Genomic DNA, 24,747 nt, shown 5'->3' on the forward strand with positions numbered 1-24,747 from the left:
GCGCCGTGGGTGAAATTGCCCACGGCACCCTGTCGGCGAGGCGAGCCCCGCTCTCGTGGCTCTACGATCGAGCGCCCCCAACACGCCGGTCGTCCCGGCCCTTCGCGAAGGATCCCCCCATGCGCTCGTTGCTCGCCTCGCTCGCCCTCGGCGCGCTGCTCGCCTCCGGGGCGGTCGTCGCCACCGGTTCCGCTGCGACCGCCGCACCGTCGGCCGGCGCCCCGGCGGTCGTCCAGGCGGGCTCGGTGCAGAGCAGCATCGCCACGGCCACCAAGCCCGCGAGGGTCACGATCAAGAAGATCGGGACGAGGACCGCGCCCTACGGCGGCAAGGCGAAGATCAAGCCTCGCGTGTCGAAGTCCGGGCAGGTCAAGGTCACGTCGAAGACGCTCACCGTCAAGAAGGCGGGCAAGACCGTCGCGAAGAACAAGAAGACGGTCTCCCTCAAACCCGGCACCTACCGAGTGGTCACGAAGGCGAAGTACAAGCGCTACACCGTGAAGACGACGGCGCAGGGCACCACGAAGGTGTGGGGCCCGACGAAGACCAAGACGCTGAAGCAGAAGCTCGTCGTCAAGCAGGGCAAGCGGCCCACGAGCACGGCCCCGGTCAGCAAGTGGAACTGCCCGAGCTGGGCGCCGGTCAAGGGCAACCAGTCCGGCATCTACCACCTGCCGGGCGGCCGCTACTACGACATCACCACACCCGAGAGGTGCTTCACCACCGCGGCCGCCGCGCGCAACGCCGGCTACCGAGCCTCCAAGAACGGCTGACCTCCACCGGCCGCCGCCCACCTACTACCCTGGGAGTGGCGCGCCACCGGCGTGCACCCAGCGCACACGGGAGCCCCCAGCGCGCGACAGCACCCGACGTCCCAGGAGGGCACCCATGACCGACACCACCGCGGCCACCGCCACCGCACCCACACCCGGCTTCGACGAGCAGCCCGGGCGCTACAAGGTCCGCTCGCTCGCGCTCGCGGAGGCGGGCCGCCACCAGATCCGCCTCGCCGAGCACGAGATGCCCGGGCTGATGGCCCTGCGCGAGGAGTACGGCGCCGCCCAGCCGCTGGCCGGCGCCCGCATCGCAGGCTCGCTGCACATGACCGTCCAGACCGCCGTCCTCATCGAGACCCTCACGGCGCTCGGTGCGGAGGTGCGGTGGGCGAGCTGCAACATCTTCAGCACGCAGGACGAGGCCGCGGCCGCCGTCGTCGTCGGCAAGGACGGCACGCCCGAGGACCCGCAGGGTGTGCCCGTGTTCGCCTGGAAGGGCGAGTCCCTCGAGGAGTACTGGGACTGCACCGAGCAGATCCTCGTCTGGCCCGCGGGCGAGGGCCCCAACCTCATCCTCGACGACGGCGGTGACGCCACGATGCTGGTCCACCTCGGCCTGCAGTACGAGCGTGCCGGCGTCGTCCCCCCGGACACGCTCCCCGGCGAGCCCGACCACGCTCACGAGATGAACGTGGTGCGCAGCGTGCTGCGTCGCGCGCTGGAGGCCGACCCGCTGCGTTGGACGGGCATCGCCCAGCAGATCGGCGGCGTCACGGAGGAGACCACCACCGGCGTGCACCGCCTGTACCACCTGGCGGAGTCGGGCGAGCTGCTCTTCCCGGCGATCAACGTCAACGACTCGGTCACCAAGTCGAAGTTCGACAACAAGTACGGCATCCGCCACTCGCTGCCCGACGGGATCAACCGCGCCACCGACATCCTCATCGGAGGCAAGGTCGCCTTCGTGGCGGGCTACGGCGACGTCGGCAAGGGCGCGGCCGAGGCGTTCCGCGGTCAGGGCGCGCGCGTCATCGTCTCCGAGGTCGACCCGATCTGCGCGCTGCAGGCCGCGATGGACGGCTTCCAGGTGGCACGGCTCGACGATGTCGTCGGTGAGGCGGACTTCTTCATCACCACCACCGGCAACTTCGGGGTCATCACCGCGCAGCACATGCTCGCGATGAAGGACAAGGCCGTGGTCGGCAACATCGGCCACTTCGACAACGAGATCGACATGGCGGGTCTCGCCGACGTCCCCGGCGTCGTCAAGACCGAGATCAAGGCGCAGGTGCACGAGTGGACCCTGCCTGCCGGCTCCGGACCCTCGCTGCCCGACGGCAGCGAGCGCCCCGAGCGGTCGATCATCGTGCTGAGCGAGGGGCGCCTGCTCAACCTGGGCAACGCCACCGGCCACCCGTCGTTCGTCATGTCCAACTCGTTCGCGAACCAGGTCATCGGCCAGCTCGAGCTGTTCGCGGACATGGCGCGCGCGGCCGGCGAGCGTCAGTACGCCCGGCAGGTCTACCGCCTGCCGAAGGTCCTCGACGAGAAGGTCGCGCGCCTGCACCTCGACGCCCTCGGCGTGCGCCTGACCGAGCTGAGCCCGCAGCAGGCCGACTACCTCGGTGTGCCGGTCGAGGGACCGTACAAGCCGGAGCACTACCGCTACTGACCGGTGTCGTCGGGTACGGGGGACAACCCCCGTGCCCGACGGCGGCACGCACCCTGGGCACGGCGGCGCGCACTGGCGAGGATGGTCACCATGACCACGTCCTCGCCGGCCCCCGGCTTCCTCGAGGCGCCCTTCGCGCGACGCACCTGGCGCGCCTACGGGTTCCTGTGGATCGCGCTCCTGCTCGCACCGTTCGCGTTCGCCTACGCGTTGCTCACCACGGTGCTCACCGCCGGGCTCGCTGTCACCGTGGTGGGCCTGTTCGTGGCGGGCGCCCTCGTGGTCGGTGGACGCGGCTGGGGCGCGATGTACCGCCGGATGGCGCGCAGCCTGCTCGGGGTCGAGATCGCCGATCCGGCGCCGCGGCGGCGGCGCGCGGGCTTCTGGCGCCGGCTGGGCGGGTCGATCGGCGACGCCACCGGCTGGCGGGCGATCCTGTACCTGCTGGCAACGTTCCCGCTGGCCCTCGCCTCGTTCGTGGTCAGCACGGTGTTCCTGGCAGTCGCCCTGGGCGGAGCGAGCCACTGGGTGTGGTCGCGGTTCCTCCCGCTGCAGGAGGCCCCGGACGGGACGCTGCACCGTGGGTTCTCCGTCGTCGCGGGGGACTGGTACTGGTTCGCGGACACCCCCGCCCGCCAGGTGCTGCTCGTGACTGCGGGGGTGGGGCTCTTCTACCTCTGGCCGCTGGTCCAGGCGCCCTTCGTGGCCCTCTTCCGCCTCCTCGCGGGCGCGCTGCTCGGACCGACCACGGCGAGCGTGCGCGTCGCCGAGCTGGAGGCCACCCGGGCCGTGGTGGTCGAGGACGCCGACGGCCGGCTGCGTCGCATCGAACGGGACCTGCACGACGGCACCCAGGCGCGGCTCGTCGCCGTGGCGATGCAGCTCGGCGAAGCCCGGGACCTGCTCGCCACCGGCACCGGCACCCCGGAGGACGTCGCTCTGGCCGGAGACCTCGTCGGGACCGCCCACGACTCCACCAAGGAGGCGCTCGCCGAGCTGCGGGAGATCGCACGCGGCATCCACCCCCCGGCCCTGGACAGCGGCCTGGCTGTGGCGCTGGAGACCCTCGGTGCCCGTGCGGCAGCTCCCGTCACCGTCGACGTCGACCCGGCCGTCGAGGCCGGCGGGCGGCTCAGCCCCGCGATCGAGTCCATCGCCTACTACACCGTCGCCGAGCTGGTCACGAACGTCGTCAAGCACGCCCGCGCGACCGGCGCGTACGTGCTGGTCCAGCGCACGGCCGACGGGCTGCGTCTGCGTGTGCGCGACGACGGCCGAGGGGGCGCCGTCGTCGTCGCACCGGACGGCAGCGGGAGCCGCACGGGCCTGGCCGGACTGATCGACCGGGTCCGCGCCGTCGACGGCACCTTCGACCTGTCGAGCCCTGCCGGAGGTCCTACGGTGGTCACCGTGCTGCTTCCCGACCAGGCCAGGCCGACGCTCCCGACCACCACGCGCGCATGAGCCCGGGACCGGGCGTGCGACGCGCCACACCCTCGTCCCTGCGGGTCGGGATCGCCGAGGACTCCGCCGTCCTGCGCGACGGACTGGCCGCGCTGGTCGAACGGCGTGGCCACACGGTCGTCGCCGCGGTGGCCGACGGCGCTGCCCTGGAGCGGGAGGTCGCCCTGCTCCACGCCGCCGGCGAGCTGCCCGACGTCGTCGTCGTCGACATCCGGATGCCGCCCACCTTCACCGACGAAGGGCTGCGCACGGTGCTGGCGCTGCGCGAGACCCATCCGGACCTGGGCGTGCTGCTCTTCAGCCAGTACGTGGAGACCCGGTACGCCGGGCGTCTGCTCGCCGGGAGCTCACGCGGCGTGGGATACCTCCTGAAGGACCGGGTGGCGGACGTCGGCGACTTCCTGGACGCGCTGGCACGGATCGCGGACGGGCAGACGGTGCTCGACCCGGAGGTGGTGTCCCAGCTCATGGGGGCCTCGCACGGTGACGACGGGGTCGCACGGCTCACCGCGCGCGAGCGCGAGGTGCTCGACCTCATGGCGCAGGGGCGCTCCAACGGCGCGATCGCCGACCTGCTGGTGCTGTCGTACGGCGCGGTCGAGAAGAACGTCGCCTCCATCTTCACCAAGCTCGACCTGCCGCAGGACTCCGCCGACCACCGCCGGGTCCTCGCCGTGCTGCGCTATCTCGGGGCCGACAGCGCAGAGTAGGGAGAACCCCCGAGCTTTTCCGGGGGTCGACGGCGCCAAGACCGGGGGAAGCACCCATGGTCCGTGTCGTCGCAGGTCAGCAGGCTGGAGGGGTACCGACGCCCCCCCGACCTGCGGAGCCTGCCATGACCCTGACGACACCGGTGCCCACGGCGCCGGCCACACCCGCTCGCACCGACGACCCGGGCCGGGCTCCACGCGACGGGTTCGTCGACGCCGTGCGTGGTCTCGGCGTCGTCGCGGTCGTCCTGCTGCACTGGCTCATGGCCGACGCGACCTGGGACGGCACGACGCTCCAGATCGGCAACGCCCTCGCCCACGGAGCCGGGTGGACCGTCACCTGGCTGCAGACCCTTCCCCTGCTCTTCCTCGCCGCCGGGGCAGCAGCCGCCTACCGCGGCTCGCGCACCCTCGGTCTGCCCGGTCGCTGGTGGCGCGCCCTGGGCGGGAGCGTGCTCGGCGCGGCACGCCCCGTCGTCGTGCTGCTGGGCACCTGGGCGCTGGCGGTCGCGGTGCTGCTCGCCGCGGGCGTGCCCGACGACGCCGTGTGGCGGCTGGCACGCATGGTCCCGCAGCCGCTGTGGTTCCTCGGGGTGTGGGTCGTGCTGGTCGCCCTGGCGCCGCTGCTGGTGCGGGCGTGGCGCCGGTGGCGGTGGCGTGCCGCGGCCGTGGTGGTCGCCCTGCCGCTGGTCGTCGACGCCCTACGGTTCGGCGCCGGTCTCGGCGACCTCGCGTGGGCGAACGTGCTCCTCGCCTGGGCCGTGCCGTTCGGTGCGGGTGTTGCGTACGCGACCGACCGCACCGACGGGCGCCGTGCCGTCCCGCGGGCCAAGACGTTCCTGGTCGGTGCCGCACTGGTCGCGCTGGCCGCGGCGGTGCTGCTGATCGCCCTCGGCCCGTACCCGGCGAGCCTCGTCGGGATGCCCGGCGCCGAGATCTCCAACCTGGCGCCCCCGACCGCGCCCGTCGTCCTGCACGCCGTGGCCATGGTGTGCCTGGCGCTCACGGTACGGCGTCCTCTGGCCCGGTGGGCGGCCGGGCGCGGCCGCCCGGTCGTGCAGGTGGTGGCGCGGCGCTCGATGACCGTCTACCTGTGGCACCTGACCGCGATGTTCGCCGTCGTCGGCTCCGTGGTGCTCGGTCTCGGCCAGCGGCTGCCGGACGCGTGGACCGCCGCCTGGTGGGCGGGGCGGCCCTTCTGGTTCGCCGCCTACCTGCTCGTGCTGCTCGGGCTCGTGGCGGTCTTCGGACGCTTCGAGACGTCGCGGGCCGGGTCTCGGGGCGTGACGCTCACCCGCGCGGCGACCGGACGATGAGACGGCGACGCCCCGCCCGGTCGAGGACCGGGCGGGGCGCCAGCAACGTCAGGAGGAGACGGTCAGGAGCAGTTCTCCGCCGTGTACTCCTCGAGCTCCGTGCTGGCCGCCGTGAACTCCTCGTCGGTGAAGGCGCCCATCGCCTCGGTCAGCGCCGTCGGGTCGGCGTTCTCGAGGTCGGACAGGGTCTCGGTGGCGGCGTCGCTGAAGGTGCGGAACGCCGAGGTGATGACCGCGTAGGAGTCGGAGATCTCCGCGGGTGCCTCGATCGACTCGACCTCGGCCGTCAGCTGCTCGAGCGAGGCGACCGCGGCGTCCGGGTCGTTGGGGTCGACGTTCTGCAGGTCCGCGGTCAGCTCGTCCATCGAGCCGAAGGAGTCGCAGAACGCCTGAGCGCTCTCGTCCGAACCGCCGCAGGCCGCCAGCGAGAGGGTGAGCACGCCGGCAGCAGCCAGAGCAGTGGTACGGGAAAGGTGGTTTCGCATACAGCCACCCTAGAGGTTGCTCCGAGGAACGGCACAGGTGGTCTGGTGGTCGAGACGATGAACGCCCGGGATCAGTCGCGCGGGTCCGCCACCGCGTAGGGCAGCCGGTGGAGGACCTGCGCCTGCTGCGTCGCGCGCTCCCGCTCGGCCTGCCCCCGCACGAGCTCGCGGTCACGGCGCTCGTACAGCACCGCGTGCAGGAACGCCTCGGCCGGGGTGCCCGGCGGCGGGCCCGGAGCGACGTAGGCCTCGACCTGGCCGGCCAGCTCGTTCGTCAGCCGCGCGCGCGACGACGGCGCCAGGCGGGGCCCGCGGTCCAGCACCTGACGGGCGCGCAGCGCGAGCCCGTCGGGCAGGCGGCGGATGTCCGCCGCGCGCGCCCAGCCCACCAGGTCCGGAGCCATCACCAGGGGGCGCTCCCAACCCCGCGCCCCGCGGACCCGCACCGCGTACGTGCCGGCGAGGAGGTCACCCAGCCGCTTGCCCCGGGCGTTGGAGAGCGAGGTGATGATCGCGATCGCCCCGAAGGTGAACCAGATCTCGAACACGCCCACCAGGGCCCGGACGAACGCGTGCCGGAAGCGGACGGGACCGCCGTCGTCGCGCACCACCCGCAGCCCCGTCGCGAGCTTGCCCAGGGAGCGCCCGCGGGTGAGCGTCTCCACCGTGACGGGCAGCCCGACGAGGAACGTCACCATCAGCACGACCGCGAGCGTGTTGCCCCACTGGGCGTTCAGACGGTCGATCGCCGTGCCCACCACGAGGCTCATCGTGCCCACGAACAGCACCACCGTCACCAGCGCGTCCAGCAGCGCGCCGAGCGACCGCGTCGCGAACGACGCCGGGCGTGCGTCGAGGACCACGCCCTCGCCGATGAGGATTCCGTCCTGCACGGTGCCTCCGTCTCCTGGATTCGTCCCGGCCCGGCCGGCGGACCGACCCGGGGTGGGGGACACCGTCGTCGTCGCGGCGTCTCCTGTGGCAGGGTATCGGGCGTGGACCTGGATGCCTTCACCGCCGTGCACCGCCCGGAGTGGGACCGCCTCGACCGTCTCGCCAAGCAGCGCCGGCTGGACGGCGCCGAGGCCGACGAGCTCGTGCGGCTCTACCAGGCCGTCGCCACCCACCTGTCCACCGTCCGCTCCGCCGCCCCCGACCCCGTCCTGGTCACCCGGCTGTCGGAGCTCCTGAGCCGTTCGCGTACGCGGATCGCGGGCGCCCACGAGCCCGCCTGGTCCGAGGTCGTGCGCTACGCCACCGTCACCGTGCCGGCGGCCCTGTACCGGATCCGCTGGTGGACCTTCTGGGTCACGGCCGGGTTCCTGCTGGTGGCGGTCGTCGCCGGTGTGCGGGTCGCGACCGATCCCGAGGCGCTCGCCGCGCTGGGCACCCCGTCGTGGCAGGAGCAGTACGTCGACGAGGCCTTCGCCTCCTACTACGACCCCGGCACGTCGTTCGCCGCCATGGTGTGGACCAACAACGCCTGGATCGCGCTGCAGATGATCGCGTTCGGGGTCACCGGTGCGTGGCCCGTGTACGTCCTGCTGCAGAACGCCGTGAGCATCGGGGCCATCGGCGGCATGATGGCCGCCCACGGCGAGCTCACCCTGTTCCTGCAGCTGATCACCCCGCACGGCCTGCTCGAGCTCACCAGCATCTTCGTGGCCGGGGCCGCAGGGCTGCGGCTGTTCTGGGCGTGGGTGGACCCGGGTCCGCGGCCCCGGTCCACGGCCCTCGCGGCCGAGGGGCGGGCGCTGATCACCGTCGGGGTCGGGCTCGTCGGTGCGTTGGCCCTGTCCGGCGTGGTCGAGGGCTTCGTCACCGGGTCCACGCTGCCGTGGTGGCTCAAGATCATCATCGGAGCGCTCGCGCTGGCGGCCTTCCTGGCCTACTACCTCGTGCTCGGCCGCCGGGCGGTCGAGGCGGGGGAGACGGGGGACCTCGACGTCGACAAGGCCGGCGCCGTCCTGCCCACCGCCGGCTGACCCTCGTGCGGTCGTGCCCGTGCGGTTGTGGGCGTGATTTCTGGGCTGCCGTATCGGACAAAAACGGGCATAGCGGGCCAGAAATCACGCCCACAACACTGAGGTCAGAGGCGACCGGCTGACTTCAGCGCGAGATAGGTGTCCGCCAGGCGCGGCGCCAGGTCGTCCGGCAGCGCCTCGAACACCTCGGCCCCGTGCTGGCGCAGCACCGCCGCCACGGCAGAGCGCTCCAGGTCCCCTCGCGCCGCCGCGGCCGCGTCGTAGACCTCCTCGACGTCGGCGCGGCCCGCGCGCATCTGCGCCACCTCGGCATCGGTGACCGCCGCGACGACGACCTGGTGCTCGGCTGCGAGCTGGTCGATCACGGGGAGCAGGCCGTTCTCGACGACGGCGGGGTCGAGCGAGGTCAGCAGCACCACCAGCGCGCGCTGCGAGACCCGCGTGCGCACCTGGCCCACGAGCCCCGCCCAGTCCGTCTCCAGCAGCACCGGCTGGACGGCGGACAGCGCGTCGGCCATCGCGGGCAGCAGCCGTGGTCCCGAGGCGCCGGCGACCCGTGACCGCAGCGTGCGGTCGTAGGCCAGGACCTGGACGCGGTCGCCCGCCCGGTCGGCCAGGGCCGCCAGCAGCAGCGCCGCCTCGACGCTCGCCTCCAGCCGGGTCCCCCCGCTGTTCAGCGAACCGTCCGACGTCGTCCCGATCCGTGCCGCCGACGTCCGGCCGGTGTCCAGCACGATCACCACGCGCCGGTCCCGCTCGGGGCGCCAGGTGCGCACGACGACGTCACCACCGCGGGCGGTCGCACGCCAGTCGATCGAGCGCACGTCGTCGCCCACCACGTACTCGCGCAGCGAGTCGAACTCCGTCCCCTCGCCCCGTACCTGCACCGAGGCGCGCCCGTCCATCTCGCGCAGGCGGGCCAGACGGCTCGGCAGGTGTCGCCGGGAGGCGAACTCGGGCAGCACCCGGATCCGGCCGCCGACGTCGATCGAGGCCTGACGGCCCGCCAGCCGCAGCGGGCCGAGCGTCCTGATCGTCACCGGCCCGGCGACCCGGTCGCCGCGTCGGGTCGGCAGCAGCGGGGTGCTCAGCCGCGCCGACTCGCCGACGGGCAGCTGCACGGAGTGCCGCGCGGTGCGGGCCGGCTGCGCGGCGTCGGTGTGCGGGCGCAGGCCCCCGTCGTCGTCGCGCGCCGCAGCCAGGGACGGCGGCCAGGCGTCCCGCACCAGCGCGCGCAGGCGCCGTCGGCCCGCGTTGGTCAGCACGAGCCGGGACGTCGCCGGGGTGCCGAGACGGACCGACGCCGGGACCGTGCGCTGCAGCGTGACGTCCCGCGGAGACGCGGCGAGGGCCACGTCGAGCAGGCAGACGACCACGATCACCAGCGCCCAGATCAGCACCGTCCCGGGAACCGGCCAGATCGCGACCGGCACGAGGCCGAGCGCGGCCAGGACGACCGCGCGCCAGGACAGCGCCATGTCAGCGGGGGACCGGGACGGCGGCGAGGACGGTGCTCAGCACCGACTCGGCGGTCACGCCCTCGAGCTCCGCCTCCGGTCGCAGCTGGACCCGGTGCCGCAGCGTCGGGTGGGCGAGCGCCTTGACGTCGTCCGGCGTCACGTACATGCGGCCCGACAGCCATGCCCAGGCGCGGGCGGTGGACAGCAGGGCCGTCGCGCCACGGGGCGAGACGCCGAGCTGCAGCGACGGGGACTGGCGCGTGGCCCGGCACACGTCCACGGCGTAACCGAGGACCTCCTGGGACACCTCGACCTGGCGGACCTCGGCCCGGGCCGCCGCGAGCACTCCGGGATCCCCCACGGCGCGCACGCCGGCGGCACCCAGGTCACGCGGGTCGAACCCGCCGGCGTGGCGCGCCAGCACCTCGACCTCGGCGTCCCGCTCGGGCAGCGGGAGCAGCACCTTGAGCAGGAAGCGGTCGAGCTGTGCCTCGGGCAGCGGGTAGGTGCCCTCGTGCTCGACCGGGTTCTGCGTGGCGATGACGAGGAACGGCTCCGGCAGCGGCCGAGGCTGGCCGTCCACCGACACCTGGCGCTCCTCCATGGACTCCAGCAGGGACGCCTGCGTCTTGGGGGGCGTGCGGTTGATCTCGTCGGCGAGCAGCAGGTTGGTGAACACCGGACCCGGACGGAACGAGAACTCCGCGGAGCGGGCGTCGTAGACCAGCGACCCCGTCACGTCGCCGGGCATGAGGTCGGGGGTGAACTGCACGCGCTTGAAGTCGAGGTCGAGGGACGCCGCCAGGGTCCGGACCAGCAGGGTCTTGGCCACGCCGGGGACGCCCTCGAGCAGCACGTGGCCCGAGCAGAGCAGGGCGATGAGCAGGCTGGTGACCGCGGAGTCCTGGCCCACGACGGCCTTGCCGACCTCCGTGCGGACCGCGGCCAGCGCGCGCCGCAGCTCCAGCGAGGGCTGCGGGGGCTCCACCGGCCCGGCGGGGGCGTCGGCCTGCGCGGTGGTGGTGGCGCCCGCGGGCGGTTCCGAGGAGCCGGTGGCGACGGGCGCAGCCGTCGCCGTCTCCGGGGGGCCGGGGACGGGGGGCGTCTGCTGGTTCTCGTCGGGTGGGGTCACGGTCGGTGAACCTCGCTCTCCAGGGTGTCGAGCCGGCGGGCGAGCTCGCTGAGCGCGGCGTCGTCGGCGGGTGGTGGTCCGTAGATCAGGTCGGCGACCTCACGAGGGTCGCGCCGGGTGGCACGCACGACGGCGTCGACCACGGAGTCGGGGTGGCTGGACCTCGGAAGGCCGAGTCGCAGGGCGACCGCCTGGGCGGTGGCGGCGCGCAGCCCGGCCGCTGCGTGCCCGCGGGCGCGCGCCCGCCGGTACAGGCGGGCCCGCCCCCGGGTGGACTCGGCGGAGGGCACGACCACGGGAAGGTCCTCGGCGACGAGCCGCCCCAGGCGACGACCGCGCCAGAGCACGGTGACCAGGGCGACCAGGACGGCCCACCACAGGGCGGTGCCGAACCAGGAGGGCAGCACGGACCCGGGTGCCGGGTCCGGGGAGAGGCCCTCGTCGACCGTCGAGTCGGCCGGGTCCGCCACGAGCCACACGAGTCGTTCGTGGGCACCCAGCAGGTGCAGCGCGAGGGCAGCGTTCCCCTCGGTGAGCACCTCGTCGTTGCGCAGCAGGACGGGGTCGTCGACCACGACGACGGAACGACCGCCGCGCTCGAGCGCCGCCAGCACCGAGGCGCCGTCGGCGTCCGCCCAGCAGGTGGACACGTCGGGGGTCGTGCTCTCGAGACCGGGGGCGAGCAGCGAGGGTCCCGCCACCACCGCCGCCGGGACGGCGCACCCCGGTTCGACCGGTGCGTCCGGGGCCGGGCGCCAGGAGGTGCGCTGGACCTGGTTGCCGGTCGCCGCCCGCAGGAGCCCGTCGTCGGCGCCGGCGAGGACCAGGTCGGCGTCGACGGCGGCCAGCGCCTGGACCTGCTCCGGCAGCAGGTAGGTGGCGGGGGTGACCAGGAGCGTCGTCCCGGGCCCCGCGGCTGCCACCGCGTCGGCGACCCTCGTCACGTGCTCCACCTGGACACCCTGCCGTCCGAGGACCTGGGCGAGCGCCTTCGACCCGTCCGGGCGGGAGTTCTCGGGGTCGTAGGGGATCACGGACCCGGCCGGGCGCATGACGGCGAGGACCAGCACGGTCAGCAGCAGGGCGGCGATGCCGCCGACCACCCAGCGCGCCGCACGCCACCGGCGACGGCTCCGCGAACCGAGGGTCGTGCCGTCGCCGGTCACGGCGGCGGAGGTCCAGGTCCCTGTCGGCGACGTCGTGGGCGCGCTCACGACACCTCCTCGGCCGTCGTGGTCGGTGCCGTGGGCCGGGTCGCGGCCGCCTGCGCGTCGAGCGCGCGCAGGGCGGCGTCGTCGTCGGGGCCGGCCGGCAGGTGGCCGTAGCAGACGCCGTCGAACCGGCCGGCCGCGTCGTGCAGAGCCGTGCTCAACCCGGGCAGGCGGACGCTCGCAGCGACCGCGGCCTCGCGGGCGGTCCGACCGGGACGTTCGTCGAGCACCACGCGTTCCTCCAGCCCGCGCACCACGGCGCGGAAGCGTTCGAGCACGGCGAGCGCCCAGTCCTGCCGACGGGCGGCGTCGTCGGCGGCGGCACGCATCTGGTCGGCGGTGCGGGTGTCGTCGTCGTGGACGACGGCGGAGCCCCGGGCGGCGTGGCGGCGCAGCCGGGCCGGGCCCGCCACGAAGTACGCGACGGCCACCACGACGACGAGCACGACGAACAGGATCAGCGCCAGCCGCCACGGGCTGACGTCTACCGCACCGACCCCCTCGAAGAGGTCGACGATCCACAGGATGAGCCGCACCAGCAGCGACGGGTCCTCGGAGTACTCGGGCTTCGCGAGCTCCTCGACCAGCCAGCCGCGGGCCGTCTCGCGATCCGGTTCCACCGGTACCTCGGTCGCGTGCAGCAGGAGCAGGTCGCGTGCCGTCCCCACGCTCACCACTGCGGGGCGCCTCCTGCGGCCGCCGACGGGCCGGCCGGTCCGGGCGGCGGCTCGTTCGCCGCGCGCTCCGCGGCCGCGGCGAGCTGCACGTCGAGGCCCTCGCGGCGCATCCGCACGTCGGTGTAGACCAGAGCGACGACGCCGGAGACGAACACGAGGTAGACGATGCTCGCGACGACGGACGCCACCACGGTGGTCAGGAGGAAGCCCCAGCCGACGTCGTCGCCGTCGATGAAGATCCCGAAGAAGATGAGCGGTGTGGTGACGACCTGCCCGACGAACCCCGTGATGATGCCGGCGAGCAGCACCGTGCCGAAGACCCGCCAGAACGATCCGCGGGTGAGGCGCCAGGCGCGGGCGATCGTGCGGCCCAGGCCGCTGCCCTCCAGCACCAGCGCCGGTGCGACGAGCACGATCCGGACCCACAACCAGGCCACGAGCGCCACGAGCCCTACCGCCACCAGCACGCCCAGCAGGACGGTCAGGGCCACGGACTCGGTCGCCACGGCGACGCCGGCCACCAGCAGGACCAGGCCGATCGCGACGACGTAGACCGCGACGACGAGGACCACGGACCGCAGGATCATCCACCCGATGAGCACCGCGAGGCGGGGGCGCACCTTGTTCCAGACCTCGCCCACGGACATCTTGCGGCCGATCACCGACTGGCTCACCGAGACCGTGATGAGGCCCTCGGTGATGGGCTGGGCGATGAGCAGGGTGAGCGACAGGGCGCCGGAGACGGCCATGAGCTGGGCGAACATGGAAAGGTCCGTCGCGGTGAAGCCCTCAAGCCCCGTCTCGCCGCTGAACGGCTCGGCGAACAGGCGTGTCAGGGCCGGGACGGCGAACTGCGCGAGCAGGGCCGCGAGGAGAGTGGCGGCGGCGACCACCACCGACACGAGCCCGAGCATGACGGCGGGGTTGTGGCGGACCGCGCTGAAGGCGCCGTCGAAGATCTCGCCCAGGGAGAGCGGCCGCAGCGGGACGATGCCGGGCTTGGTCGCGGACGGTCCGTACGGGTTGGGCGGCTGCGGGCCGGCCGAGGGAGTCCCCGGGCCGTACTGGCCGGTTCCCTGCTGGTCGGAGCCGTACTGGCCCGGACCGTACTGTCCGGAGCCGTACTGGCCCGGACCGTACTGTCCGGAGCCGTACTGGCCCGGACCGTACTGCCCGTAGGCGGGAGGGCGTGGTGCCTCTCCCCACCCGGAGGGCGGCGTCGGCTGGTCGGGCGTGCTCATGCGGCCTCCTGGGGCACGGCGAACGGGACGGGTGCGTGACCGCCACGACCCTATAGGTTCGGGCGCCCCGCGGGCGCGCCCGGGACGGGACCTCGTGGACACTGGCACACTGTGGCCATGAAGTCCCGCGTCCTGGTGGTCGACGACGACACTGCCCTCGCCGAGATGATCGGCATCGTCCTGGAGTCCGAAGGGCTCGATCTGAGCTTCTGCTCCGACGGCGATGCCGCGATCGGCATGTTCCGTTCGACCCAGCCCGACCTCGTCCTGCTCGATCTCATGCTGCCCGGCAAGGACGGCATCGAGATCGCCCGTGAGATCCGCGCCGAGTCGGGCGTGCCCATCATCATGCTCACGGCGAAGACGGACACGGTCGACGTCGTGCTGGGCCTCGAGTCCGGTGCCGACGACTACGTCACCAAACCGTTCAAGCCGAAGGAGCTCGTCGCCCGCGTGCGCGCACGGCTGCGCCGTTCCGACGAGCCGGGACCCGAGCGGCTCAAGATCGGCGACATCGACATCGACGTCACCGGCCACACGGTCACCCGCGACGGGGAGCGCATCAGCCTCACCCCGCTGGAGTTCGACCTCCTCGTCGAGCTGGCCCGCAAGCCGTGGCAGGTCTTCACCCGCGAGGTGCTGCTCGAGAAGGTCTGGGGATACCGCCACAGCGCCGACACGCGCCTGGTGAACGTCCACGTGCAGCGGCTGCGCTCCAAGATCGAGACCGACCCCGAGAACCCGGTGGTCGTCCAGACCGTGCGAGGGGTGGGCTACAAGGCCGGTGCGCCCCGCTGACCGGCGCGTCACCGGTGCCGTGAGCAGGTGGGCCCGGTCGGTCGTGCACCGCTGGCGCTCCTCGATGCAGGTGCGCGTCGTCACCTCGGCCGTCGCGCTCGGGGTGGTGGCGGTGGCCGTCCTCGGGGTCTACGTGTCGACGTCGATCCGTGACGGGTTGTTCGACCAGCGCCTGGACCAGATCGAGCGGGAGAACGCCGCGGTGATCCAGGAGGTGCGCACCCGGCTCGCCGCCTCGCCGGCGACGCAGACCGGGGAGCAGCAGGCGCTGCTGCGTGACGTCATCCTCTCCCTCAGCGCGGGCGGGTCCAGCGCCCAGGACTACTTCCTGCGGCAGGCCCCCGACGAGCAGCTCCCGCTCGCCGACCCGTCGTCGCGCCAGGGTCTGGCGGTGACCGACGTCGTCACCCCCGAGATGCGCCAGGCGACGCTCGAGACGGGGGACCAGGTGCTGCAGTCCGTGCCGGTCCCCGCGGACTTCACCGAGACGGGCATGGAGGAACCGGGGGTCGTGGTCGGCGCCACGGTCGAGCTGCCCTCGGCCGGGACGTTCGAGCTGTACTCGTTGTACTCGCTCGCGTCCGAGCAGGAGACCCTCGGTTTCGTCCAGCGCACGCTCGCCATCGGCGCGGTGGCGATCCTGGCGATGATCGGGCTGCTGACCTGGACCGTCACGCGGCAGACGGTCGCCCCGGTGCGGCGGGCAGCGACCGCGGCGGCCCGCCTGGGCGAGGGCCACCTCGACGTGCGCGTGCCCGGCTCGCGCGGCTACGACGAGATGGCCACGCTGGCACGGACCTTCAACGAGATGGCTGACAACCTCGAGGACCAGATCGCCCGGATGGAGGAGCTCTCGGCCGCCCAGCGGCGGTTCGTCTCGGACGTCTCGCACGAGCTGCGCACGCCGTTGACGACGATCCGGATGGCCGGCGAGGTGATCCACGCCGCGCGAGCTGGCCTCGAGCCGTCGGCCCGGCGATCCGCGGAGCTGCTCCAGACCCAGCTGGACCGGTTCGAGGAGCTGCTCACCGACCTGCTCGAGATCAGCCGGTTCGACGCGGGTGCCGCCGTGCTGGACGCCGAGCAGCGCGACGTGCGCGGTGTGGTCAGCGCCGTGGTCGACACCTGTGCGCCCCTGGCGGAGCGCAAGGAGGTCTTCCTGTCGGTGGAGATGCCGGACGAGCGTGCCGACGCGGACATCGACCCGCGCCGCGTCGAGCGGATCGTGCGCAACCTCGTCGTCAACGCGATCGAGCACGCCGAGGGCCGGCCGGTCGAGGTCACGGTGGGTCAGGACGCCCAGGCCGTCGCGGTGGTGGTGCGCGACCACGGCGTCGGGCTGACACCGGAGCAGCTCAACCGTGTCTTCGACCGCTTCTGGCGGGCCGACCCGGCCCGTGCGCGGACGACGGGCGGCACCGGGCTGGGCCTGGCGATCTCGCAGGAGGACGCGCACCTGCACGGCGGGCGTCTGGACGTGTGGGGCCGCCCCGGGCACGGTGCGAGCTTCCGCCTGACGCTCCCGCGGCGGGCCGGCATCGAGATCGGCCGCCCCCCGCTGCCGGTCGAGGGCCCGCCGCGCTCCGGCGGGCAGCACGTGCCCACCGGGCAGGTACCCGTGGTCAACCCCCCGACCGGGCCTACCCCGACCGCTATCCCCGTCCTGCCGCCCGAGGAGGAGCACCGATGAGCCGGTCCACCCGACACCTGCTGTCGGCGGTCTGCGCCGCCACCCTCGCGGTGTCCGTCGCGGCGTGCGCGAGCATCCCGATGTCGGGTGGCGTCATGGAAGGGTCGGCCGAGGTCGACAGCGCCGAGGATATCGCGTTCGACGTGCAGGGCCCCGCCACCGACGCCGACCCGCAGCAGATCGTGCAGGGCTTCGTGAGCGTGGCGCAGTTCGGGCCCGCGTCGGCACAGACGTTCGACATCGCCCGGGAGTACACCACGCAGGCCGCGTGGTCCTCGTGGGACGAGTACACCCGGGTGCTGCTGCTCTCGGAGTTCCCGGAGTGGACGGTCGAGGAGCACGACGACGCGGCGGCGGCGACGACCGTGCGCGGGGAGGCCACCGTGGTCGCCTCCCTCGACGAGTCCGGGGTGTTCACGGAGCTTCCCGAGCCCAGCGTGGTGGACGTGACGTTCGACCTGACGCGCGGACCGGACGGGCAGTGGCGCATCAACGCGCTGGACGACGGCATGCTGGTGCTCGCGAGCTTCCTCACCTACGCGTTCCACCGCACGCCCCTGTACTACCCGACGTCGGACCGCCGGTGGTGGGTCCCCGACGTGCGGTGGTACCCGAACCAGTCCTGGCGGACGACGGCCACGCAGGCGATCCTCGCCGGCCCGCCGCCGTGGCTGGCGCAGTCGACCGTCTCGGTGGTGCCGGAGGGCGCCACCCTGGCCATCGACGCGGTGACGGTGGCCGACGACGGCACGATCGACGTCAGCCTGACCTCGGCGATCACCGAGGCGCCCCCGGACGACCGGGCACTGCTGGTGGCGCAGCTCGAGGCGACGCTGCGCGAGGGCGACGGCCGCAGCGTCGTGCTGTCCGAGGGGACCTCTCCGTTGGCCCCCACGACAGCGGCCGAGCCGTCCCGCCCGCTCACGACGGGTGACGCGGTCGTGGCTCTGGACGCCGACGAGGGACCGGAGCTGCGCCGTGTCGTGGGGCGGGAGCTGACGGACCTGGCCGCGCCGGTGGACGTCTCCGGGCTCGACGTGACCGCCGTGGGCGTCGGGCCCGACGACGGCACGATCGTCGTGCGGGACGGCGCCGACCGGCTGGTGCGGGTGTCCGACGAGGAGAGGTCCGAGCTGCTGGTCGGCGAGTCCCTGGTGGCCCCGTCGGTCGACCGCTTCGGCGTCGTGTGGACGGCGGACGGCGCCGGGCTGCGGGTCGCGCTGTCGACCGGTGGGACCGTGACCGTCGGGGCGGACTGGCTGAGGAACCAGACGGTCCGCTCGCTGCGGGTCTCGCCCGAGGGAGCACGGATCGCCCTGGTCACCGACGGCCCGGACGGCACCGAGGTCTGGTCCGCGGCCGTCGAGCGGGACGCCGACGACGTCCCGACCGGGTTGTCGGCACCGGTGCCCGTCGGCGGACCGGTCCAGGACGTGCAGTCCGTCGACTGGTCCGAGGAGTCGACACTCCTGCTGCTCGCCGGGTCGTCGGCCGCTGCGCGGAACCTCTACGTCGCGGGCGTCGGGGGCCTCGCCGGGTCGAACGACGGTCTGTCGCGCGTGCTGCCCACCACGACCGCGCCGGCGTCGGTGACGACCGGGGTCGGTGCGAGCCCGGCGCTCGTGATCGACGCCGAGGGGATGCTGCGCGTGCGCCAGAGCGCGGCGCTGTGGCCGACGATCGCGACCGACGTGGTCGCGGCGGCCTACCCGGGCTGACGGACCGCCCCGGTCGGAGCCCGTCCACAGCCCGCCATGGTCCACGTCGGCCTGAGCGCCCGTCGCTGCCGGTCACGCGCCTCGCCCATGCTGCACCGGTGCTCACCCGCCTCGCCCGCCTCGTCGTCCCCGTCTCCTGCCCCGGCTGCGGGCGGTACGACGTGCGGTGCTGCGCCCGGTGCGCGGGCGCCGTCGTCGGCGGGCCGCTGCGCCGGGTCGAGCACGACGCGCCGCGGCTCGACCGGCTGGACGACGAGGGGCCGCTGCCGGTCTGGGCGGTGAGCCGCTGCACCGGACCGGTGCGCGACGTCGTCGTGGCGTGGAAGGACCGTGAGCGCGCCGACCTCGACCGGCTGCTCGTGCCCGCCATGCGTCGGGCGGGGACGTGGGTGGCCCCGGCGGTCCGCGCCGCGGTCGGCGGATCCCCGGTGGCGGTCGTGCCCGCGCCCTCGGCGCCGTCGTCCCGGCTGCGTCGCGGACGCGAACCCGTCCGGGTGCTGGCGCGAGCGGTCGCCGACGGGCTGCGGGCCGGCGACGTGCGCGCCACGGTCGTGCCGGCGCTGCGGCGTCGAGGTGCCACCCGCGACCAGGTCGGGCTCGGCGCCCGGGCGCGCGGGCGCAACCTCGCCGCGTCGCTCGTCGTGCGGCGGGGCGCCGCCGTGGCCGGCACGCCGTGCCTGCTGGTGGACGACGTCCTGACCACCGGCGCGACCCTCGCCGCGGCCGAGCTCGCCCTCGCCCGCGCGGGAGCCGCGGTCCTCGGCGCCCTCGTCCTGGCCGCGACACCGCCACCGGACAGCGTCACCGAATCTCCCCACGCCGGACCGTCGCCAGCGGTTCACCCCGACGACACCTTGGGGTTAGTGTGAGAACCCGACGGCGAGCAGCCCGCGGCAGCGGACGGCTCGTCGCACGCGAGCGGACCGGGCGCAGCCCGGCGGCGGGAGGTGGTGTCACGACCGGCACCGACCGCGGTGCCCAGACAGCACAGCGGGCCGCCCCGAGGGATGCAGCGTGGGTGGCCCACGACGAAGTGGAGCACACGATGGAGATCGCCGTCGTCGGCAGGCACACGGACGTCACGGACAGGTTCCGTGACCACGTGGAGGACAAGCTCGCCAAGGTCTCGCAGCTCGCGCCGAACGCGCGCCGCGTGGACGTCGAGGTCACGCACGAGAAGAACCCCCGGCTCGCCGACCTGAGCGAACGGGTCGAGCTGACCGTCCGGGACAAGGGGCCCGTCATCAGGGCGGAGGCGGCCGCGGACGACCGCTTCGCGGCCCTGGACCTCGCGATCGACAAGCTCAGCGAGCGGTTGCGCCGATCCCGGGACCGGCGCAAGGACCACCGGCGTCGCGGACCGGACGTGATGCCCCCGGTCGACGTGCGCCCCTACGACGAGGTCCTGGCCGGCCGGCCCGAGCCCGAGCCGGAACCGGCGTCGCTCACCACGCCCGGCGACGCCGTCGAGCACCAGCTCGGGGACTCACCCGTGGTCATCCGCCAGAAGCTCCACCGTGGCGAGCCGATGACCGCCGACGAGGCCGTGGAGCACATGGAGCTCGTCGGGCACGACTTCTTCCTCTTCATCGACAAGGAGTCCGCCCGCCCGGCCGCCGTCTACCGGCGGCGCGGCTGGACGTACGGCGTGATCGAGCTCGACGCGACGTGCAGCGGCGTCGCGCCGGTGACCGACCTGGGCTGATCCCGGTCCGCTCCGGACGAGGAAGGCCTCCCGTCGCACGATCGCGTCCACGGACGCTGCGCGTCCTCCACTTCGGGGAGGACGATCGTGCGACGGGAGGCCTTCCTCGTCCTCGTCGGCCGTCGTGCGTGTCGGTGCCGACCGGCAGGATGCGGGCATGGAGTCGCTGACGAACGCCGAGGCGCGCCGGATGGCGCTGCGGGCACAGGGCCTGGACCGACCGCGCCGCGAGGCCCCCGTCACCCTGCGGCAGGTCACCGGCGTCGTGGACCGGCTGAACCTGCTGCAGATCGACTCGGTCAACGTGCTGGCGCGCGCCCACCTCGTGCCGTTGTACTCCCGGCTCGGCCCCTACGACACCGGGCTGCTCGACCGTGCGGCCGGGAAGGCACCACGACGGCTGGTCGAGACGTGGGCGCACGTCGCCTCCTACGTCCCCGCCTCGACGTACCCGCTGCTCGCCTGGAGGCGGCGGGCCTACGAACGAGAGGCCTGGGGCTCGATCTCCGCGGTGCCGCAGGCGCACCCGGCGGAGCTCGGGCTCGTGCGCGCCCTGGTCGCCGAGCAGGGGCCGGTGACCGCGAGCCGGATCCACGACGAGCTCGAGCGCACCGGCCGCACAGCCCCTCGCTCCCGCCTCGAGTGGGGCTGGAACTGGACCACGGCCAAGCGCTGCCTGGAGTACCTGTTCTTCACCGGCGAGGTGATGTCGGCCCGACGCAACGGTGCCTTCGAGCGCTGCTACGACCTCCCCGAGCGGGTGCTGCCGCCGGCCGTGCGTGACGCCCCGGACGTGCCGGACGACGAGGCGCTGCGGCGCCTCCTCGAGCTCGGTGCCCGCGCCCACGGCATCGGCACGGCGCGGTGCTTCCGCGACTACTTCCGGCTGCGCGGCCCCGGAGCCCAGCGGGCTCTCGCCGACCTCGTCGACGCCGGGGTGCTCGTCCCGGTCGCCGTCGACGGCTGGGCCGAACCCACCTACCGCCACCACGCCGCCGTCGTGCCGCGGCATGCCACCGGGTCCGCCCTGCTCAGCCCGTTCGACCCGCTGGTGTGGGAGCGCCGGCGGCTCGAGGCGCTGTTCGACGTGTACTACCGCATCGAGATCTACGTGCCGGCGGCGCGTCGTCGGCTCGGGTACTACGTGCTGCCGTTCCTGCAGGGCGACGAGCTCACCGCGATGGTCGACCTCAAGGCGGACCGGGGTGCCGGCGTGCTGCGCGTCGTCGCCGCGCACCGCACGCCCCACGCCGGCGCCTCGACGCCGGAGGCGCTGGCGGCCGAGCTCCGGCTGCTCGCGTCCTGGCTCGGCCTGGCCGAGGTGGACGTCGCGCGCGTCGGCGACCTGGCGCCGGACCTCGCCGCGGTGGTGCGCGGCGCGGCCGCACACGGTGCGCGGACGGTCGCCGGCTGAACAGGCACCGGTTGCTGCGCCGGTAGACTGCGAGCTCGATGCGTCGCGCGCGGGAGGAGTTCGGATGACAGCAGGCCTTCCCGCGGACGTCTGGATCCTCGCTGCCGGTGCCCTGCTCGTCGCCGCGATCCTGGCGGCCGGGTTCGCCGGGAAGGTCCGCATCCCAGGACTGCTGCTGTTCCTCGTCCTGGGGATGCTCGTCGCCGACGACGGCCTCGGCCTCGTGCGGCTCTCCGACGTCGAGCTCGCCCAGACGCTCGGCACGGTCGGCCTGCTGCTCATCCTCTTCGAGGGTGGGCTGACGACCAAGCCGGGGGACGTCCGCCGGGCGGCCGGTCCCGCGCTGGTGCTGGCCACCGCCGGCGTCGTGGTCACCGCGGCCGTCGTGGCGCTCGCCGGATGGTGGCTGCTCGACCTGGACCCGCTGACCGCGATGCTCATCGGGGCGGTCGTCTCCTCGACCGACGCCGCCGCGGTCTTCGCCGTGCTGCGGCGCTCGCCCCTGCCGCGCCGGATGTCCGCGCTGCTCGAGGTCGAGTCGGGGGCCAACGACCCGGTCGCGATCATGCTCACCGTCGGGCTCGTCGCGACCTTCACGGGGAGTCCCGACCCCACCGACTGGGTCGTGTTCGGCGTCACGCAGATCCTCGGCGGTGTGCTGGTCGGCGCGCTCGTCGGGCTGGCGGGCAGCTGGATGCTGTCGCGGGCAGCCCTCGGGCCGACGGGGGTGTACCCGGTGCTCGCGCTGGGGATCGCCGGGCTGGCCTACGGGACCGCGGCCCTGGTGGGTGGTTCGGGCTTCCTGGCGGTGTACATCGCAGGGCTCGTGGTCGGTGCGAAGGTCACGCTGCACCGGCGCGAGATCCGCACCTTCCACGAGGGCCTGTCCAACACGGCCGAGGTCGGGCTCTTCCTGCTGCTGGGCATGCTGGTCTTCCCGTCCCAGCTCCCGCCGGTGGCCGGCACCGCCGTGCTCGTGGCGGTCGTGCTGGTGCTCGTCGCCCGCCCGCTCGCCGTCGGGCTGTGCCTGGTCTGGTTCGGGTACTCGTGGCGCGAGATCCTCTTCGTCTCCTGGGTCGGGCTGCGTGGTGCGGTCCCCATCGTGCTGGCGACGTTCCCCGCGGTGGCGGGCTACCCCGAGGGCGACCTCATCTTCAACGTCGTGTTCTTCGTGGTGCTGACGTCCGCGGCGATCCAGGGAGTCAGCATCCGCTGGGTCGCGCGCGTGCTCGGGATCGAGGCGACACCGCACGACCTCGACCCCGTCACCTCGGGCCGCCCGCTCGCAGGGACCGGGGCCGAGCTCTTCGAGGTCCCGGTGCGGACGGACCTGGCGCTGGTCGGGCGCGCCGTCGCCGCCGTCGTCCCGCCGTGCGGGACGATCGCCGCCGTCGTCCGCGGCAAGGAGGCGCTCGCACCCCAGGCCCCCGTGGTGCTGGTACCCGGCGACGTGCTCCTGCTCATCGTGCCCCACCGTCCCGACGCAGCCCGTCAGGTCACGGCGTGGGCACGGGGCGAGGCGGTCGAGGAGCGACCGCACGACGTGGTCGACGAGCGACCGCACGACCCGAACCAGAAAGGCTGACGGCGCATGGACGTCCTCGCGTTGTACCTCGGAGCCGCGTTCGCCGGAGGGCTGCTGGCACGTCTGGCCAAGCTGCCGCCGCTGGTCGGGTTCCTGGTGGCAGGGTTCGCCCTGGGGATGGCGGGTGCACCGCACCTGCCCGGGATCGAGACGATCGCGGAGGTCGGCGTCGCGCTGCTGCTCTTCACCATCGGTCTCAAGCTCGACGTGCGGACGCTCGCCAAGCCGGTGATCTGGATCACGATGGCGACGCACATGGCGCTCAGCGTGGTCATCGGCCTGGGGTTCCTCGGTCTGCTGGCCGTCGCCGGTGCGGCGCTCCTGGGCGGCGAGTCCCTGCAGACCTTGGCCCTCGTCGGGTTCGCCCTGTCGTTCTCGTCGACGGTGTTCGTCATCAAGGTGCTCGAGGACCGGTCGGACGCCACCAGCCTGTACGGGCGGGTCGCCGTCGGCATCCTCATCATGCAGGACATCGCTGCGGTCGCGTTCATCGTGCTCGCCACCGGAGAGCCGCCCAGCCCGTGGGCGTTGCTGCTCGTCCTCCTCGTCCCCGCCCGGAGGGTCCTGCACCGGATCTGGGACGCGGTCGGGCACGGGGAGCTGCAGGTACTGTTCGGCGTCGGTCTCGCCCTCGGTCCGGGCTTCTACCTGTTCGAGCACCTGGGCATCTCGGGTGACCTCGGTGCGCTGGTGATGGGGATGCTGCTGGCCTCGCACTCCGGCTCCGGCGAGATGTCCCGGTCGCTGATGTCGTTGAAGGACCTCATGCTGGTCGCGTTCTTCCTCGAGATCGGGCTGCACGGCACGCCGACCCTCCAGCACCTCGGCATGGCGGCCGGCCTGCTCCTCCTCCTGCCGCTGCAGGCGGCCGGCTTCGCGCTGCTGCTGTGGATGCTGCGACTGCGCCGCCGGACGGCGATCCTCACCGGGCTGGTCCTCGGCAACTTCTCCGAGTTCGGCATCATCGTGGCCGCGGTGGGGGCTGACGTGGGGATGCTCGACGAGGACTGGCTGATCGTCATCTCCCTCGCCGTGGCGATGAGCTTCGTGCTGGCGGCGGTGGTCAACCGGCGGGGGGTCGAGATCGCCTCCGCCCTCACCCGCTTCCTCCCGGCGAAGGACCCGGCGTCCCTGCACCCCGACGACCGGCTCGTCGACATCGGCGACGCGGATGCCGTGGTGCTGGGGCTCGGCCGCGTCGGCACCACGGCCTGTGCCCGGCTCCGCGACGAGTACGGTCTGCACGTGGTGGGGGTCGAGCACGACGAGCAGCGGGTGGCCGCGCTGCGGGAACAGGGTGTCGACGTGGTGCTGGCCGACGCCACGGACCTCGAGTTCTGGGCCCGGGTCAAGCGCGCCGGCCACGTGCGGATGGCGGTGCTCACCATGCCGTTCCACAACGCGAACCTCATCGCGTTGTCGCGGTTGCAGGAGGCGGGCTTCGACGGGCAGGTGGCGGCGATCGCCCGGTACGACGACGACGCCGCCGAGCTGCGTCGGCACGGGGCGGACGCGGTGTTCCACCTCTACGGTGCCGCGGGCGCCGAGCTCGCCGACCGGGCCGCCGAGGCGCTGTCCACCGAGCGGTGACGTTCGTCGGTCGCGAACCTGGCCCCGGGGCCCGCCACGGGGGAATAGGATGACAGGCGGTGCGACCGGGACGACGGCGCCGTCGTCGGGCCCTGGTCGATGCCGCCGAACGGGCCCG

At 73.7% G+C, this 24,747-nt stretch carries 22 protein-coding genes; 15 read left to right on the top strand and 7 right to left on the bottom strand.

All coding sequences use genetic code 11. The features are described 5' to 3' along the window. The first annotated feature begins 119 nt into the window (after positions 1-119). The 5 genes from HDG69_RS10920 (at position 120) to HDG69_RS10940 (ending at position 5,938) form a co-directional block, all read left to right on the top strand. A complete protein-coding gene (locus HDG69_RS10920) occupies positions 120-773 on the top strand; it encodes a sunset domain-containing protein (RefSeq protein WP_171783792.1) in 654 nt (217 codons plus the stop codon). Between the two features lie 115 nt (positions 774-888). Next, positions 889-2,448 (top strand): adenosylhomocysteinase, encoded by a 1,560-nt coding sequence (gene ahcY / locus HDG69_RS10925; RefSeq protein ID WP_171783793.1) that lies wholly within the window; start codon positions 889-891, stop codon positions 2,446-2,448. A gap of 90 nt (positions 2,449-2,538) precedes the next feature. After that, positions 2,539-3,912, top strand: a complete 1,374-nt coding sequence (locus HDG69_RS10930; protein WP_246256417.1) for a sensor histidine kinase — start codon at positions 2,539-2,541, stop codon at positions 3,910-3,912. A 38-nt stretch (positions 3,913-3,950) separates the two neighbouring features. Continuing rightward, positions 3,951-4,622, top strand: coding sequence for a response regulator transcription factor (locus HDG69_RS10935; protein WP_216645555.1), 672 nt, complete (start codon positions 3,951-3,953; stop codon positions 4,620-4,622). A gap of 125 nt (positions 4,623-4,747) precedes the next feature. Further along, positions 4,748-5,938: an acyltransferase family protein gene (locus HDG69_RS10940; RefSeq protein WP_171783796.1), complete on the top strand. Its 1,191-nt coding sequence runs from the start codon at positions 4,748-4,750 to the stop codon at positions 5,936-5,938. A 62-nt stretch (positions 5,939-6,000) separates the two neighbouring features. Here HDG69_RS10940 and HDG69_RS10945 read toward each other — a convergent pair whose 3' ends face one another. Both HDG69_RS10945 and HDG69_RS10950 read right to left on the bottom strand, forming a co-directional pair. Continuing rightward, positions 6,001-6,423 carry a hypothetical protein gene (locus HDG69_RS10945; RefSeq protein ID WP_171783797.1) on the bottom strand — a complete coding sequence of 141 codons (423 nt, stop codon included), beginning with the start codon at positions 6,421-6,423 and terminating at the stop codon, positions 6,001-6,003. Between the two features lie 71 nt (positions 6,424-6,494). Continuing rightward, positions 6,495-7,316, bottom strand: a complete 822-nt coding sequence (locus HDG69_RS10950; protein ID WP_171783798.1) for an RDD family protein — start codon at positions 7,314-7,316, stop codon at positions 6,495-6,497. 102 nt (positions 7,317-7,418) lie between these two features. Here HDG69_RS10950 and HDG69_RS10955 point away from each other — a divergent pair, with 102 nt between their 5' ends. Continuing rightward, positions 7,419-8,408, top strand: coding sequence for a stage II sporulation protein M (locus HDG69_RS10955; protein ID WP_171783799.1), 990 nt, complete (start codon positions 7,419-7,421; stop codon positions 8,406-8,408). A 104-nt stretch (positions 8,409-8,512) separates the two neighbouring features. Here the strand turns inward: HDG69_RS10955 and HDG69_RS10960 are convergent, their stop codons facing one another. From HDG69_RS10960 to HDG69_RS10980, 5 genes are read right to left on the bottom strand one after another with little or no spacing between them, the layout of a single operon-like run. Further along, complete coding sequence (locus HDG69_RS10960) at positions 8,513-9,886, bottom strand: DUF58 domain-containing protein (protein WP_171783800.1); 1,374 nt, start codon at positions 9,884-9,886, stop codon at positions 8,513-8,515. Position 9,887: 1 nt separating this feature from the next. Further along, positions 9,888-11,000: an AAA family ATPase gene (locus HDG69_RS10965; protein ID WP_171783801.1), complete on the bottom strand. Its 1,113-nt coding sequence runs from the start codon at positions 10,998-11,000 to the stop codon at positions 9,888-9,890. After that, on the bottom strand, positions 10,997-12,214 hold the full coding sequence (locus HDG69_RS10970; RefSeq protein WP_171783802.1) for a DUF4350 domain-containing protein: 1,218 nt from the start codon (positions 12,212-12,214) through the stop codon (positions 10,997-10,999). Before HDG69_RS10970 ends, HDG69_RS10965 begins: the two co-directional genes overlap by 4 nt. Continuing rightward, the gene (locus HDG69_RS10975) at positions 12,211-12,879 is read right to left on the bottom strand and encodes a DUF4129 domain-containing protein (protein WP_343036388.1); all 669 of its coding nucleotides are present in this window, start codon (positions 12,877-12,879) and stop codon (positions 12,211-12,213) included. Before HDG69_RS10975 ends, HDG69_RS10970 begins: the two co-directional genes overlap by 4 nt. 2 nt (positions 12,880-12,881) lie before the next feature. Further along, positions 12,882-13,880 (bottom strand): DUF7847 domain-containing protein, encoded by a 999-nt coding sequence (locus HDG69_RS10980; protein ID WP_484496831.1) that lies wholly within the window; start codon positions 13,878-13,880, stop codon positions 12,882-12,884. Between HDG69_RS10980 and HDG69_RS19705 the strand changes: the two genes are divergently transcribed. The 9 genes from HDG69_RS19705 (at position 13,815) to HDG69_RS11020 (ending at position 24,629) form a co-directional block, all read left to right on the top strand. Further along, positions 13,815-14,168 carry a pentapeptide repeat-containing protein gene (locus HDG69_RS19705; protein WP_484496832.1) on the top strand — a complete coding sequence of 118 codons (354 nt, stop codon included), beginning with the start codon at positions 13,815-13,817 and terminating at the stop codon, positions 14,166-14,168. The two genes, HDG69_RS10980 and HDG69_RS19705, sit on opposite strands and share 66 nt — an antisense overlap. Positions 14,169-14,246: 78 nt before the next feature. Continuing rightward, positions 14,247-14,927, top strand: a complete 681-nt coding sequence (mtrA, locus tag HDG69_RS10985; RefSeq protein WP_171783804.1) for an MtrAB system response regulator MtrA — start codon at positions 14,247-14,249, stop codon at positions 14,925-14,927. Positions 14,928-14,946: 19 nt separating this feature from the next. Then, positions 14,947-16,617 (top strand): MtrAB system histidine kinase MtrB, encoded by a 1,671-nt coding sequence (mtrB, locus tag HDG69_RS10990; RefSeq protein ID WP_343036389.1) that lies wholly within the window; start codon positions 14,947-14,949, stop codon positions 16,615-16,617. Continuing rightward, a complete protein-coding gene (locus HDG69_RS10995) occupies positions 16,614-18,335 on the top strand; it encodes an LpqB family beta-propeller domain-containing protein (protein ID WP_171783805.1) in 1,722 nt (573 codons plus the stop codon). Before mtrB ends, HDG69_RS10995 begins: the two co-directional genes overlap by 4 nt. Positions 18,336-18,433: 98 nt before the next feature. Beyond that, positions 18,434-19,204 carry a phosphoribosyltransferase family protein gene (locus tag HDG69_RS19600; protein ID WP_171783806.1) on the top strand — a complete coding sequence of 257 codons (771 nt, stop codon included), beginning with the start codon at positions 18,434-18,436 and terminating at the stop codon, positions 19,202-19,204. A 176-nt stretch (positions 19,205-19,380) separates the two neighbouring features. Next, on the top strand, positions 19,381-20,040 hold the full coding sequence (gene hpf, locus HDG69_RS11005; protein WP_171784044.1) for a ribosome hibernation-promoting factor, HPF/YfiA family: 660 nt from the start codon (positions 19,381-19,383) through the stop codon (positions 20,038-20,040). A 157-nt stretch (positions 20,041-20,197) separates the two neighbouring features. Then, positions 20,198-21,454, top strand: a complete 1,257-nt coding sequence (locus HDG69_RS11010; protein WP_171783807.1) for a winged helix-turn-helix domain-containing protein — start codon at positions 20,198-20,200, stop codon at positions 21,452-21,454. A gap of 64 nt (positions 21,455-21,518) precedes the next feature. Then, complete coding sequence (locus tag HDG69_RS11015) at positions 21,519-23,039, top strand: potassium/proton antiporter (RefSeq protein ID WP_171783808.1); 1,521 nt, start codon at positions 21,519-21,521, stop codon at positions 23,037-23,039. 6 nt (positions 23,040-23,045) lie between these two features. Next, complete coding sequence (locus tag HDG69_RS11020; RefSeq protein ID WP_171783809.1) at positions 23,046-24,629, top strand: cation:proton antiporter family protein; 1,584 nt, start codon at positions 23,046-23,048, stop codon at positions 24,627-24,629. Positions 24,630-24,747: the final 118 nt, after the last annotated feature.

The sequence above is a fragment of the Isoptericola halotolerans genome (assembly GCF_013149785.1).
GTDB lineage: Bacteria > Actinomycetota > Actinomycetes > Actinomycetales > Cellulomonadaceae > Isoptericola > Isoptericola halotolerans.

What these genes read in the sequence shown, in the direction of transcription:
- HDG69_RS10920 (WP_171783792.1), top strand. Translation starts at nt 120, where the DNA reads ATGCGCTCGTTGCTCGCCTCGCTCGCCCTCGGCGCGCTGCTCGCCTCC.
- ahcY (WP_171783793.1), top strand. Translation starts at nt 889, where the DNA reads ATGACCGACACCACCGCGGCCACCGCCACCGCACCCACACCCGGCTTC.
- HDG69_RS10930 (WP_246256417.1), top strand. Translation starts at nt 2,539, where the DNA reads ATGACCACGTCCTCGCCGGCCCCCGGCTTCCTCGAGGCGCCCTTCGCG.
- HDG69_RS10940 (WP_171783796.1), top strand. Translation starts at nt 4,748, where the DNA reads ATGACCCTGACGACACCGGTGCCCACGGCGCCGGCCACACCCGCTCGC.
- HDG69_RS10945 (WP_171783797.1), bottom strand. Translation starts at nt 6,423, where the DNA reads ATGCGAAACCACCTTTCCCGTACCACTGCTCTGGCTGCTGCCGGCGTG.
- HDG69_RS10960 (WP_171783800.1), bottom strand. Translation starts at nt 9,886, where the DNA reads ATGGCGCTGTCCTGGCGCGCGGTCGTCCTGGCCGCGCTCGGCCTCGTG.
- mtrA (WP_171783804.1), top strand. Translation starts at nt 14,247, where the DNA reads ATGAAGTCCCGCGTCCTGGTGGTCGACGACGACACTGCCCTCGCCGAG.
- HDG69_RS10995 (WP_171783805.1), top strand. Translation starts at nt 16,614, where the DNA reads ATGAGCCGGTCCACCCGACACCTGCTGTCGGCGGTCTGCGCCGCCACC.
- hpf (WP_171784044.1), top strand. Translation starts at nt 19,381, where the DNA reads ATGGAGATCGCCGTCGTCGGCAGGCACACGGACGTCACGGACAGGTTC.
- HDG69_RS11010 (WP_171783807.1), top strand. Translation starts at nt 20,198, where the DNA reads ATGGAGTCGCTGACGAACGCCGAGGCGCGCCGGATGGCGCTGCGGGCA.
- HDG69_RS11015 (WP_171783808.1), top strand. Translation starts at nt 21,519, where the DNA reads ATGACAGCAGGCCTTCCCGCGGACGTCTGGATCCTCGCTGCCGGTGCC.
- HDG69_RS11020 (WP_171783809.1), top strand. Translation starts at nt 23,046, where the DNA reads ATGGACGTCCTCGCGTTGTACCTCGGAGCCGCGTTCGCCGGAGGGCTG.